Annotated in this window: 12 protein-coding genes; 1 reads left to right on the top strand and 11 read right to left on the bottom strand. The window is 75.3% G+C overall.

The window, feature by feature from the left end; genetic code table 11:
* Positions 1-242: 242 nt before the first annotated feature.
* From KVT14_RS11375 to KVT14_RS11325, 11 genes are all read right to left on the bottom strand, one after another.
* The gene (locus KVT14_RS11375) at positions 243-1,094 is read right to left on the bottom strand and encodes a DUF4190 domain-containing protein (protein ID WP_217615769.1); all 852 of its coding nucleotides are present in this window, start codon (positions 1,092-1,094) and stop codon (positions 243-245) included.
* Positions 1,095-1,212: 118 nt separating this feature from the next.
* Positions 1,213-1,650 carry a DUF2752 domain-containing protein gene (locus KVT14_RS11370; protein WP_308161036.1) on the bottom strand — a complete coding sequence of 146 codons (438 nt, stop codon included), beginning with the start codon at positions 1,648-1,650 and terminating at the stop codon, positions 1,213-1,215.
* An 8-nt stretch (positions 1,651-1,658) separates the two neighbouring features.
* Positions 1,659-2,225, bottom strand: coding sequence for a DUF4190 domain-containing protein (locus KVT14_RS11365; protein WP_217615768.1), 567 nt, complete (start codon positions 2,223-2,225; stop codon positions 1,659-1,661).
* A gap of 128 nt (positions 2,226-2,353) precedes the next feature.
* Positions 2,354-2,677 (bottom strand): HGxxPAAW family protein, encoded by a 324-nt coding sequence (locus KVT14_RS11360; RefSeq protein ID WP_246855121.1) that lies wholly within the window; start codon positions 2,675-2,677, stop codon positions 2,354-2,356.
* A gap of 97 nt (positions 2,678-2,774) precedes the next feature.
* Positions 2,775-3,494: a Trp biosynthesis-associated membrane protein gene (locus KVT14_RS11355; protein WP_217615767.1), complete on the bottom strand. Its 720-nt coding sequence runs from the start codon at positions 3,492-3,494 to the stop codon at positions 2,775-2,777.
* Positions 3,491-5,074 carry an anthranilate synthase component I gene (locus tag KVT14_RS11350; protein ID WP_217615766.1) on the bottom strand — a complete coding sequence of 528 codons (1,584 nt, stop codon included), beginning with the start codon at positions 5,072-5,074 and terminating at the stop codon, positions 3,491-3,493. Before KVT14_RS11350 ends, KVT14_RS11355 begins: the two co-directional genes overlap by 4 nt.
* Positions 5,071-5,490: a phosphoribosyl-AMP cyclohydrolase gene (gene hisI / locus KVT14_RS11345; RefSeq protein ID WP_308161035.1), complete on the bottom strand. Its 420-nt coding sequence runs from the start codon at positions 5,488-5,490 to the stop codon at positions 5,071-5,073. The genes KVT14_RS11350 and hisI overlap by 4 nt, the downstream gene beginning before the upstream one ends.
* Positions 5,491-5,599: 109 nt before the next feature.
* Positions 5,600-7,429 (bottom strand): ABC transporter ATP-binding protein, encoded by a 1,830-nt coding sequence (locus KVT14_RS11340; RefSeq protein ID WP_217615765.1) that lies wholly within the window; start codon positions 7,427-7,429, stop codon positions 5,600-5,602.
* Positions 7,426-9,336, bottom strand: coding sequence for an ABC transporter ATP-binding protein (locus KVT14_RS11335; RefSeq protein WP_217615780.1), 1,911 nt, complete (start codon positions 9,334-9,336; stop codon positions 7,426-7,428). The genes KVT14_RS11340 and KVT14_RS11335 overlap by 4 nt, the downstream gene beginning before the upstream one ends.
* Before the next feature lie 228 nt (positions 9,337-9,564).
* On the bottom strand, positions 9,565-11,061 hold the full coding sequence (gene rpsA, locus KVT14_RS11330; RefSeq protein WP_217615764.1) for a 30S ribosomal protein S1: 1,497 nt from the start codon (positions 11,059-11,061) through the stop codon (positions 9,565-9,567).
* 172 nt (positions 11,062-11,233) lie between these two features.
* A complete protein-coding gene (locus KVT14_RS11325; protein WP_217615763.1) occupies positions 11,234-12,259 on the bottom strand; it encodes a 6-phosphofructokinase in 1,026 nt (341 codons plus the stop codon).
* A gap of 128 nt (positions 12,260-12,387) precedes the next feature.
* On the opposite strand from KVT14_RS11325, the gene KVT14_RS11320 reads away from it, so the two are divergent.
* On the top strand, positions 12,388-13,257 hold the full coding sequence (locus tag KVT14_RS11320) for a class I SAM-dependent methyltransferase (protein WP_147793686.1): 870 nt from the start codon (positions 12,388-12,390) through the stop codon (positions 13,255-13,257).
* Positions 13,258-13,279 lie beyond the last annotated feature (22 nt).

Below are 13,279 nucleotides of genomic sequence, written 5' to 3'. Positions count from 1 at the left end.
GCTCCTCGGCGGGACCGGTCGCGGCTGACCACCGTGACGCGGGTCTCGTCCGACCACCTCGGCCATCGTACGGGCGCGGCGCACCACTCCCGACCACAGGCCAGCGGGTGGGACACGGGGGCGGGTGGGGGCCCCGCGCGGGCGCGCCGGGCGCGGCACCCGACGTCGGGTTCGGTGGCTGCGGCCGGGTTCGGTGGCTGCACGCACCGAACCCGGCGAGGAGCACCGAACTCGGCGAGAGGTCAGTAGCCGTAGTACGTGGTCGACGGGCTGCTGAACGAGCTCGCCAGACCGATCAGGAAGAAGACGATCCAGCCCGCGGAGATGATCGAGCCCAGGATGATGCCCGCGAGCGACAGGCCGGCGTTGTTCGCCTCGCCGCGCTGCGCCGCCCTGCGGCCGAGCACGCCGGTGATGATCGCCGGGATGCCCGCGAGCGGCCCGAAGCAGACGAAGCTCGCGATGCCGAGCGCGAGCGACCAGACGCCGAGGCTGTTCTTGGGGTAGCCGTACACCGGCACGTACGAGCCACCGGGGTACCCGCCGTACGGCGCCGCGGGGTAGCCGCCGGGGTAGCCCGGGCCGGCCGGGGGCTGGGCGGCGTAGGGGTCCTGGCCGTAGAGCTGCTGGCCGTAGCCGGGCTGCTCGCCGTAGCCGGGCGCCTGGCCGTAGGGCTGCTGGGCGGCGTACGGATCGGGTGCGCCGTACGGCTGCTGCTGGCCGTACGGCTGTTGCGCGGCGTACGTGTCCGGCGCACCGTACGGCTGCTGCTGGCCGTAGGTTTGCTGCTGCCCGTACGGGTCCTGCGCCGCGTACGGGTCGGGTGCGCCGTAGGGCTGCTGCGCCGCGTACGGGTCGGGAGCGCCGTAGGGCTGCTGCTGGCCGTGCGGCTGCTGCGCCGCGTACGGGTCCGCCGCGCCGTAGGACTGCTGCTGACCGTAGGGCTGCTGCGCGGGGTACGGGTCGACCCCGCCGTACCCGGCCGAGCCCGAGCCGCCGCCCGGCTGGTCCCAGGCGGGCCGGTCGCCGTCGCCCGAGCCGCCCGCGCCCGGCTGCTCGCGGTTCGGGTCCGTGGGCTGGTCGGGCGTGGTCACGGGCGGCCTCCTGGTTCGCGGGTCGGCGCACGGCGCGCCGGTCGGCATCCTAGGGACGACCCGGGACCGCGCCGGCAGCCGACCCGCCGGTTCACCCGCCCGCGGGGCATCCCCCGCGTCACGGCGCGAGGACGCCCGCCCAGGCCGGGACGTTGCGGGCGAGGCTGTAGACCACGACCACCGCCGCGGCACCCAGCGCCACCCAGGCCGACGGCGCCGCTGCACGGCGTCCGGTCCGCAGCGCCCGCGCGGTCCAGCGCGCCCACAGCCCGACGAGCACCGGCACGAGCAGCACCCACAGCGGGTTCATCGCCCACGCGCCGGCGAGGTCGCCGACGAGCAGGTCGTGCGTCGCCCGGAGGCCGCCGCAGCCGGCGCAGTACAGGCCGGTGAGCGCGTAGAGCGGGCACGCGCCCCACGAGCCGGGCTCGTGCGGGTCGACCAGCACGAGCCCGAGCGCGACGACGGCCACCCCGCCCGCGACCAGCAGCGGCGTCCGGGCGGCACGCAGCCGCGCGCGGGGCGCGAGGGTCTCGGGAGGGGCGGCCGTGGCCACGGGACGCGTCAGTACGTCGAGTTGTTGATGGTGTCGAGGTACGCCGCGAACCCGCCGGTCGCGACCGCGATGATCAGGAAGATGATCGCGATCACCTGCAGGCCCGTCACCACCCAGGACACGATGTAGCCGGCGTTCGCGAGGGAGCCGTTGTTGGCCTCGCCGCGGGCCACGGCCTGCTTCGCCTTCGAGCCGACGATGATGCCGGGGATGCTCGTGAGGATCGAGCAGACGAAGAACCCGACGAGGCCGAGCACCAGCGACCACACGGCGAGGTTGTTCTTCGGGTAGAAACCCGCGCCGTAGCCCTGGGCGCCGCCCGGGTACGCGGGCTGGCCGTAGCCGCCCTGGCCGTAGCCGCCGGACTGCGGGTAGCCGCCCTGACCCTGGTCGCCGCCCGCGTACGAGCCGTACTGCGGCACGCCGCCGGCCTGACCGCCCTGACCGGACTGCCCGTAGGGGTCACCCGCACCCGGGGTGCTGCCCGGGTACTGCGGCGTGGCGCCCGACTGGTCGCCGGAGCCCTGCCCGTCGGGGGCGGAGTACGGGTCCTGGGGCTGGTTCGGGGTCGACATGATCGGCTCCTCCATCGGGGGTTCTGGCGCGGCGTCCGCCCTGGTGGGCGGCCGTCCGACATGCCCACAGGTGTACCGGAGCGGACGCGCGGCGTCCACCGCGTCCCGGCCCGCGGCCGGGACGGACCTCAGTGTCCGCCGGTGCGGCGTGCCTTCTCGATGGTGTGCTTGCCGCCCTGGCCGTAGCCGAGCACCTGCATGACCTTGCCGACGACGACGCCGAGCAGGGCGACCGCCAGGCCGGCCCAGAACAGCCACATGAGCGCGAAGATGAGGCCGAGCGCGCCGGCCGTCGAGCCGACGAGGACGACGACGGTGGTCGTCCAGGCGGCGCTGGTGTGCCCGTGGTTGGTCGGCGGCGCCTTCGGCGGCAGCCGCAGCGTCTCCGTCCCCGGGACCTGCTGGGCACGCCCGGTCACGACGCCGGAAGAACTGAGCGACTGCTCGACCATCGTGGAACACCTTTCATGACTGTGTGTCGCAAACCCTAGCGGACCGCGGTGGCCTGCTCAGGTCGGGCGCGCGGCCACCGGGGCGGGCGCGCGGGGTTCAGGTCGGGTCGTCGCCGCGGGTCAGCGCGTCCCAGGTGCTGCGCTCGTCGGGCTCGGCGCCGCCGTCCGCGGGGGCGGCCCCCGGGCCTGACGCCGCGCCGCCCGCGGCCCCCGCCGACGCCGCGGACGCGGTGGTCCCGGCCGTCCCGGTGCCGGCACGCTCGTAGCGGTCGGTCGGCGCGACCCAGCGCGCGGACGCCCGGGCGAGCCCGACGGCCGCGGCCACGACGACCACGCCCAGCGCGGCGGCGAGCCACGGCCAGACGGCCACCTCGACCGCTCCGGTGAGGTTCGACACGCCCGTGGCGTCCGCCGCGGCGCGCTCGGCCGTGGCAGTGGCCCCCGGGCGGGCACCGAGCGCCGACGCCACCACCAGCGCGCCGGCGGCGGCCACCACGACCACCACGACCCAGCGCCCGACCCGGCCGACGAGCCCGAGCGCGCCCGCGGCGGCGAGCAGCACCAGCGCGGCGGCGACCAGGCCCGGCGCGGCGACCGTGCCGCGGACGGTGATCGCCACCGCGTCGCCGAGCGCGTTGGCGCCGGACGCGGTGATCCACACCGGCAGCGCGGTCAGCGCCACCAACCCGGAGAGCAGGAGCAGGACGAGCACCCAGCGACCCCGTCGGCCGCGCGCCCGCGGCTCCGCGGGTCCCGCGCCGCCGGTCGCCGCGCCGCCGGTCGCCGCCCCGCCGACCGGCCCCGATCCCCCGGTCACGGCGCCCCGACCGCCCGGAGCCGGGACGCGACCTGCACCGCGCGCACCGCGGCCGCGGCCTTGTCCCGGGACTCCTGGTACTCGGTCGCCGGCACGGAGTCGGCGACGATCCCGGCACCCGCCTGCACGCTCGCCCGGCCGTCCCGGATCAGCGCGGTGCGGATGGCGATGGCCATGTCCATGTCCCCCGCGAGGTCGAAGTAGCCGACCGTGCCGCCGTAGATGCCGCGGCGCGCGGGCTCGATCTCGTCGATCAGGGCGATGGCGCGCGGCTTCGGGGCACCGGAGAGCGTGCCGGCCGGGAACGTCGCGGTGAACGCCCCGAGCGCGGTCGCCCCGGCGCGCAGCCGGCCGACGACGGTCGAGCAGATGTGCATGATGTGGCTGAACCGCCGCACGGCCATGAACTCGACGACCTCGACGGTCGCGGGCTCGCAGACCTTGACCAGGTCGTTGCGGCTCAGGTCGACCAGCATGAGGTGCTCGGCCCGCTCCTTGGGGTCCGCGAGCAGCTCGTCGTGCAGCGCGCGGTCCTCCTCCGGGGTCGCGCCGCGCGGCCGGGAGCCCGCGATCGGGAACGTCGTGACGTGCCCCTCCGTGACCTTGACCAGCGTCTCCGGGCTCGACCCGACCACGGCGAAGTCCCGCCCGTCGGCGTCCTGCAGCTGCAGGTAGTACATGTACGGGCTCGGGTTGATCGTCCGGAGCACGCGGTAGACGTCGAGCGGTGCGGCCGGGCAGTCCAGGTCGAGGCGCTGCGACAGCACCACCTGGAACACCTCGCCGTCGACGATGGCCTCCTGGCCGCGCGCGACCGCGGCCTCGTACTCCGCCGCGGTCGACCGAAACTCCAGCTCCGGCGCGGGCGCGTCCACCAGGTGCGCGGCGGCGGGCGCGGCCGGGCGGAGCAGCGCCTCCTGCATCGCGTCGAGCCGCGCGACGGCGTCGGCGTGCGCCTCGTCCACGCGCGCGTCGGTGCCGTCGAAGTTGATCGCGTTCGCCACCAGCCACACGGAGCCGTCCCGGTGGTCGGTGACCGCGAGGTCGCTCGCCAGCAGCAGCGTCATCTCGGGCACGCCGAGCTCGTCGGGGGCCGCGGCGGGCAGGGTCGGCTCCCAGTGCCGCACGACGTCCCAGCCGAGCGCGCCGACCAGGCCGCCGGTGAGCGGCGGCAGCCCGGGGACCGCGGGCGTGCGCAGCACCTCGAGCGTCTCGCCGAGCACCGACAGCGGGTCGCCCTCCGTCGGGACCCCGGCGGGGACGTCGCCCGTCCACACCGCGCGGCCGTCGCGCACCGTCAGCGTCGCCCGGGACCGCACGCCGACGAACGACCACCGGGACCAGGACCCGTCCTGCTCGGCCGACTCGAGGACGAAGGTGCCCGGGCGGCCGGCCGCGAGCGTGCGGTACAGGCCGACGGGCGTGGTGTCGTCGGCGAGCAGCCGGCGCACGACCGGGATCACCCGGCGCGTGGCCGCGAGCTCGCGGAACTCGCCGAGCGCGGGCCAGGTGGCACCCCAGGGCACGTCGACCGGGGTCGTCGCGGGGGCGGCGGGCGCGCCCGGCGTCGCGGCGGTCATCCGTGCTGCTCCGTCGCGGCCGGGCGCTCGCCGACGACGGCGCCCAGCGAGCCGCCCGCCTCGAAGCAGGTGCGCGTCCCGGTGTGGCAGGCCGCGCCGACCTGGTCGACGCGGACGAGCAGCGCGTCGCCGTCGCAGTCGAGCGCGACGGACTTCACGTACTGCGCGTGCCCGGACGTGTCGCCCTTGCGCCAGTACTCCTGCCGCGACCGGCTCCAGAACACGACGCGACCGCCGGTGAGCGTGCGGTGCAGCGCCTCGTCGTCCATCCAGCCGAGCATGAGCACCTCGCCCGTGTCGTGCTGCTGCACGACCGCTGCGACCAGGCCGGACGCGTCGCGGCGCAGGCGCGCGGCGAGCTCCGGGTCGAGAGGGCTGGGAGTGCCCACGGGGGCGGGGGTCTGCGTCTCGCTCACGCCCCCGATCCTCCCACGCCGCGCGTCCCGACCCGCGATCCCGCACGACCCGCGCGAGCCCGCCGGCCGTCACGTGCGGGCCCGCGCCCGGAGCCGGCGCGGCGCGCGGTCAGCGGGTCTGGGCCACCCAGGCGCGGTGCATCGCCGCGTACACGCCGTCGTCCGCCACCAGGTCCTCGTGCGGGCCGAACTCGACCACGTGCCCGGCGTCGACCACCACGACCAGGTCCGCCGCCTCGGCCGTCGACAGCCGGTGCGCGATCGTCACGGTGCCGCGGCCGGTGGTGAGCGAGTCGAGCGCCCGCGCGATCCGCACCTCGGTGGCCGGGTCGACCGCGGAGGTCGCCTCGTCCAGCACCAGCAGGTCGGCGTCGGCGAGGTAGGCGCGGGTGAGCGCGACGAGCTGCCGCTCCCCCGCCGACAGCGCCTCGCCGCGCTGACCGACCGGCGTGTGCAGGCCGGACGGCAGCTCGGCGACCCAGTCGGTGAGCCCGAGCTCGGCGAGCGCGGCGCGCAGCCGGGGCTCCGCCTCTGCGGGCGTCGGCGCGGCGTGGTCGTCGCCGTCGCGCAGGCCGTAGACCAGGTTCTCCGCGAGCGTGGCGTCGAACAGGAAGCCCTCCTGCGGCACCATGACCACCCGGCGGCGCAGGTCCTCGGTGCGGACGCGGCGCAGGTCGGTGCCGTCGAGCAGCACGGCGCCCCGCGTCGGGTCCATCAGGCGCGTGACGAGCTTCGCGATCGTCGTCTTGCCCGAGCCGGTGGCGCCCACGACCGCGACGGAGCGGCCCGCGGGCAGGTGCAGGTCGACCTCGTGCAGCACCGGCGGGCCGTCCGGGTACGCGAAGCCGACGCCCTGCAGCTCGACCGCCGCCGGGCCGCGCGGGGACGGCACGCCGCGGGCGCCCGGGTCGGCGACCTGCACGGGCGTGTCGATGATGCCGAGCACCCGCCGCCAGCCGGCGACAGCGTTCTGCAGCTCGTTGAGCACCTCGGTGGCCTGCTGCACCGGCCCGGTGAACAGCTGCACGAGGAAGAGGAACGCGAGCAGCTTGCCCACGCTGAGGTCGCCGGCGACGCCGAGCGCGGTGCCGGCGACGACCACGACCGCCAGCACGAGGTTCGCGACCAGCACGCCGGAGGAGAACACCAGCGACACCGTGTTCTGCGCGCGGACCATCGCGTTCCGCGTCGCGCCGATCCGCTCGTCCACGTTCTTCTGCACGCGGCGCTGCACGCCGTACGCGCGGATGGTCTCGGCGCCGACGACGGCCTCGGACACCGCGCCCAGCATGGCGCCGACCCGCTCGCGGACGGTCGTGTAGGCCACGTTGACCCGCCGCTGGAGCGGGCGCAGCGCGAGCACCAGCGGCCCGAAGCACAGCCAGACCAGGATGGTCAGCTGCCAGGAGTAGACCGCCATCAGCACGGTCGCGACGAGCACCTGCAGCGTCGAGACGAGCAGCATGATGCCGCCCCACTGCACGAACATCGAGATGGTGTCGACGTCGGAGGTCACCCGGGACACCAGGGAGCCGCGCCGCTCGGTGTTCTGGGTCAGCACCGACAGGTCGTGCACGTGCCGGAACGCGCGCACCCGCAGCTGGGCCAGGCCCGCCTCGCTGGCGCGGAACAGCCGGACGTTGACCAGCGCGGAGCACAGCCCGCCCGCGACGAGCGCGAGGGTCGCGGCCAGCACCAGGGTCACGACCCGGCGCACGTCGGGGCCGCCGTCCGCGAGGATGCCGGTGTCCATCACCTGCTGCACCGCGATCGGCACGACGACCTTGCCCGCGGCGGCGAGCGTCGCGAGCAGGAACGTCACCCCGATGCCCTGCACCAGCTGCGGGGACACCTCGATGCCGCGGCGCAGCGTGCCCATGACCCCGCGGTGCGTGCCGCCGAGGCCGGCCTGGGCCTCGGCCTGCTGCTCGGCGCTCATCGGGCCCCCTCCGCGTCCAGCTCGTCCTCGTCCTCGTGCTCGAGGTCCGCGCGCTCCTCGGCGGCGGCCGCCTCGGCGTCCAGCGCCTCGGCCCGGCGCGCCGCGCGGCGCTCGGACTCCTGCTCGTAGGCCGTCGCCAGCTCGGCGTACCCGGGGTCCCGGGCGAGCAGCTCGGCGTGCGTGCCGTGGTCGACGACCCGGCCACCGGCCAGGTGCACCACCTCGTCCGCCAGCAGCACCGACGACATCCGGTACGCCACCAGCAGGACGGTGGGCCCGCTCGCGTCGCCGCCGGCGTGCGCCCGCAGGCCGGTCAGGATGTCCTGCTCCACCCGCGGGTCGACCGCGGAGGTCGCGTCGTCCAGCACCAGCAGCCGGGGCCGGCGCACCAGGGCGCGCGCGATCGCGAGCCGCTGGCGCTGCCCGCCGGACAGGTTGGAGCCGCGCTCGCCCAGCCGCGCGTCGAGGCCGCCGGGCAGGTCGCGCACCACGCCGTCGACCCGGGCGAGCCGCAGCGCGGCCCACACCTCGTCGTCCGAGGGCGCGCCGGGGTCGTCGGGGTCGCGCAGCGTGACGTTGCCCCGCACGGTGTCCTCGAACACGAAGGTCTGCTGGCCGACCAGCACGACCTGGTCGGTGAGGTCGCCGGGGACGAGGTCCCGCACGTCGGTGCCGTCGACCTCGACGGTCCCGGTGCTGGGGTCCGTGAGCCGGGGCACGAGCGACACGAGCGTGGTCTTGCCGGCACCGGTCGGGCCGACGACCGCGACGACGCGGCCGGGCGCGACGTCCAGGTCGACCCCGCCGAGCAGCTCCACCGGGCCCGCGGGCCCGGGGACCTGCACGCCGACGCCGGACAGCCGCAGCGCGGCACCCCCGCCCCCGCCGCGAGCCAACGGCCGTGCGCCGGCGACGAGCTCGCCCTCCGCGTCGACCACCCGGGCGACCCGCTCGTGCCCGACCAGGCCGCGCGGCAGCTCGCCGAGCACCCAGCCGAACGCGCGCACCGGCACGGCCATCAGCGTGAGCAGGTAGGCGGCCGAGACGATGTCGCCCGTGCCGACCGCGCCGGCCTGCACCCGCCAGACGCCGACCAGCAGCACGAGCAGCGTGCCGAGGTTGGGCAGCATGTCGATGACCGGGTCGAAGTACGCCCGGACCACGCCCACCCGCACGTTCGCGTCCCGGAGCTGCCCGGCGCGCTCGGCGAACCGGCGCTCCTCGCGCTCCTCGGTGCCGAGCGACTTGACCAGCAGCGCGGCCTCGAAGCTCTCGTGGGCGATGTCGGCGACCTCGGCGCGCAGCTGCTGCGCGCGGGTCGCGGCCGGGGACATCCGGCGCTGGAACACCAGGTTGGCCACCACGGCGGCGGGCAGCACGGCCATCGCGGCCACGGCCAGCCACACGTCGGTGCTGAACAGCGCGACGGCGGCGACGCCGATCATCACGACGACGCCCAGCGCGAACGGCAGCGGGTTGAACACGCCGGTGGCGGCCTCGACGTCGGCGGAGGCGTTGGACAGCAGCTGGCCCGTGGGGTGCGCGCGGTGCCACGTCATCGGGAGCCGCAGGTACTGCCGGGTGACCGCGCGGCGGTGCATCGCCTGCTGGTCGGCCACGCCCATGCCGGCGAAGATGCGGCGGCCCGCGACGGCCGCGGCCAGCGAGACCGCGACCAGGGCGAGCACGCCGCCCGCCACCCAGATCCGGCCGCGCGCCTCGGGGTCCCCGCCGAGCGCCGGGACCACCACGCTGTCGGTCGCCCAGCCCAGCACCCGGCTGATCGCCACGGTCAGCGCGCCGTACGCGGCCGAGGTGCCGATGGCCAGCACGTACGTCCGCGGCTGGGAGGCGATGCCGCGGCCGAGCAGCAGCAGGGAGCGCCGCAGCACCGACCCGGTGAGCATCGCCGGACGGGGCGTGGTGGAGCGCGCGGGCACAGCACGGCCTTTCACGAGAGGAGGTGGCGGCGCCGTCGATCCTCTCACGGGGCACCCACAGGTGAGACGGCGGGGCGGCGCCAGGCGAGACGACGGCCCGGTCCGGCGACCGGGCGCGGGAACGCCGACGGGCCGGCCACCCGCAGGTGGCCGGCCCGTCGGACCGGTGGCCGGGCACGAGGCCCGGCGGTCGGCTCAGTTGCCGGTGAGCTTCTCGCGGAGCGCGGCCAGGGCCTCGTCCGACGCGAGCGTGCCGGTCGCCTCCTGGGCCGGGGCCGAGGAGTACGAGGAGGACGAGCTCGAGGAGGAGGACGACGACGAGGAGCCGGCGTCGCCGCCACCCGCCGCGGCCTCCGCGTCGGCCTGGACGGCGTCCAGGACCTGCTTGCGGTGCGCCTCCCAGCGCTCGTGGGCCTGGGCGTACTGCGCCTCCCAGGTCTCGCGCTGGGACTCGTAGCCCTCGAGCCACTCGTTGGTGGTCGGGTCGAAGCCCTCGGGGTACTTGTAGTTCCCCTCCTCGTCGTACTCGGCCGCCATGCCGTACAGCGCGGGGTCGAAGTCCTCGGAGGTCGGGTCGAAGCCCTCGTTCGCCTGCTTGAGCGACAGCGAGATGCGGCGGCGCTCCAGGTCGATGTCGATGACCTTGACGAACACGTCGTCGCCGACCTGGACGACCTGCTCCGGGATCTCGACGTGGCGCACGGCCAGCTCCGAGATGTGCACGAGGCCCTCGATGCCGTCCTCGACGCGCACGAACGCACCGAACGGGACGAGCTTGGTGACCTTGCCGGGGACGACCTGGCCGATGGCGTGCGTCCGGGCGAAGGCCTGCCACGGGTCCTCCTGCGTCGCCTTCAGCGACAGGGAGACACGCTCGCGGTCGAAGTCGACGTCGAGGACCTCGACGGTGACCTCCTGGCCGACCTCGACGACCTCGGACGGGTGGTCGATGTGCTTCCAGGACAGCTCGGAGACGTGCACGAGCCCGTCCACGCCGCCCAGGTCGACGAACGCACCGAAGTTGACGATCGAGGACACGACACCGGGGCGCACCTGGCCCTTCTGCAGGGTCTGCAGGAAGGTGGAGCGGACCTCGGACTGCGTCTGCTCGAGCCACGCGCGGCGCGACAGGACCACGTTGTTGCGGTTCTTGTCGAGCTCGATGATCTTCGCCTCGATCTCCTTGCCGACGTACGGCTGGAGGTCGCGGACACGACGCATCTCCACGAGGGAGGCCGGGAGGAAGCCACGGAGGCCGATGTCGAGGATGAGGCCACCCTTGACCACCTCGATGACGGTGCCGGTGACGACGCCGTCCTCCTCCTTGATCTTCTCGATCGTGCCCCAGGCGCGCTCGTACTGGGCGCGCTTCTTGGACAGGATCAGACGACCCTCCTTGTCCTCCTTCTGGAGGACGAGGGCCTCGACCTCGTCACCGACCTTGACGACCTCGCCCGGGTCCACGTCGTGCTTGATGGAGAGCTCGCGGGACGGGATGACGCCCTCGGTCTTGTAACCGATGTCGAGCAGGACCTCGTCGCGGTCGACCTTGACGATGGTGCCCTCGACGATGTCGCCGTCGTTGAAGTACTTGATCGTGGCGTCGACGGCGGCGAGGAAGTCCTCGGCCGAGCCGATGTCGTTGACCGCGACCTGCGGGGTGCCGGGCTTGGCGGGGGTGGAGATGCTCATGTAGGGATGGGCTCCGATGCGGACATGAAGTAGTGGGAACGGGTTCGGCGGGGCGTCAGACGGCACGCCACACCGGCGAACACCTTACCGGTCCCGACGACAGCGGGTCAAAGCCGCCCGGGGCCGCGGTGACGGCTCCCGGGCGGCTCGGCCGCGGTCGGTCGGCGGCGGCTCAGGCCAGGGCCCGGACCACCTGCAGGAGCTCGCTCGGGACCCGCTTCACCTTGCCGGCGATCTCCTGCAGCGGCACCAGCACGACCTCGTCGCCGCGCAGCGCCGTCATCACGTCCGTCTCGCCGCGGCTGATCGCGTCGATCGCCGCCACGCCGAACCGGCTCCCGAGGATCCGGTCCGCGGGGACCGGGCTGCCGCCGCGCTGGACGTGGCCGAGCACGGTGACGCGGGTGTCGAACCCGGTGCGCTGCTCGATCTCCGCCTTGACCCGCGCGGTGATCGCGCCGGCCACGATCTCGCCGAACTGGCCGACCGGCGCCTCGTAGGACATCGAGGTGCCCTCGGCGGGCACGGCGCCCTCGGCGACGACCACGATCGAGAAGTTCGCGTGCGCGCGGTGCCGGTGCTTGAGGAACTTGATGACCTTGTCGATGTCGAACGGCTCCTCGGGGGCCAGCACGACCTCGGCGCCGCCGGCGATGCCCGCGGTCACCGCGATCCAGCCGGCGCTGCGGCCCATGACCTCGACGATCATCACGCGGTTGTGCGACTCCGCCGTGGTGTGCACCCGGTCGATCGCCTCGGTCGCGATCTCCACCGCGGTGTCGAAGCCGATGGACCGGTCGGTGCCCCACACGTCGTTGTCGATCGTCTTGGGGATCGCGACGATCTTCACGCCCGCCTCGGCGACCTTCGACGCCGCGTGCAGCGTGCCGTCGCCCCCGATGCAGATGAGCGCCTCGATCCGCTCGGCCTCGAGGGTGGCGAGCACCGCGTCCAGGCCGCCGTCGGCCGCGTGCGGGTGGAACCGCGCGGTACCGAGCAGGGTGCCGCCGACGGGCAGCACGTTGCGGATGTGGTTGCGGCTGAGCGGCACGATGTCGCCGTCGACGACGCCGCGCCACCCGTTGCGGAAGCCGATGATCGAGTGCCCGTACTCCCCCTCCCCGCGCTTGACGACGGCGCGGATGGCCGCGTTCAGACCGGGGACGTCGCCCCCGCCGGTGAGCAGTCCGACACGCACGCTGGAGTCTCCTTCGGAAGGTGGGTGGGCCGCGGCGCCCTCGCGCGGCCCGACCAGGCTATCCGGGCCCGACGTGCGCACCTGTGAGCCGGAGGTCCCGGGCGATTCGCCGGGCTACCGTCGTGCGGGTGACCGACAGCACCGACGACAGCACCGACCGGCTCGCCGCGGCCGGCTACCTCGACGTCCCCGCCGCCGCGACCGAGGGCGCCGGGCGGCGCTGGTGGGACGCGAACGCGGGCGACTACCTCGACGAGCACGGCGCGTTCCTCGGCGACGACGACTTCCTCTGGTGCCCGGAGGGCCTCCGCGAGTCCGAGGCGGGGCTGCTGGGCGACGTCGCGGGACGGCGGGTGCTCGAGGTCGGGGCCGGGGCGGCGCAGTGCTCGCGGTGGCTGGCCGCGCGCGGCGCGCAGGCGGTCGCGACCGACGTGTCGGGCGGCATGCTCGCCGCGGCGCGGGAGCTCGACCGCCGGCTGGCCCGGGACCCGGCGCGCGAGGCCGGCCCGGTGGCCGGGCGCGCGGCGACGGTGCCGCTGGTGCAGGCCGACGCCCGGGCGCTCCCGTTCCCGGACGCGTCGTTCGACGTGGTGTTCACCGCGTACGGCGCGATCCCGTTCGTGCCGGACGCCGGGCGGGTGCACGCCGAGGCGGCGCGGGTGCTGCGGCCGGGCGGGCGCTGGGTGTGCTCGGTGACGCACCCGGTGCGCTGGGCGTTCCCCGACGACCCCGGCGAGCGCGGGCTCACCGCCGACCGGTCCTACTTCGACCGGCGGCCGTACGTGGAGCGGGACGAGCGCGGGCGGGTGCTCTACGCGGAGTACCACCGGACGATCGGCGACCACGTGGCGGACGTGGTGGGCGCCGGGCTGGTGCTGGACGGGATCGTCGAGCCGTCCTGGCCGGAGGACAACGACCGGACCTGGGGCGGGTGGAGCCCCCTGCGCGGGCGGCACCTGCCGGGGACGGCGATCTTCGTGGCCCACCGCCCGGCGTAGCGGCTCCGCGTCCGCCGAGGTC

The sequence above is a fragment of the Cellulomonas sp. GbtcB1 genome, from assembly GCF_019091725.1.
Classification (GTDB): Bacteria; Actinomycetota; Actinomycetes; order Actinomycetales; family Cellulomonadaceae; genus Cellulomonas.
The sequence above is the reverse complement of the archived record's forward strand: the minus strand, read 5'-3'. Positions and strand labels throughout refer to the sequence as shown.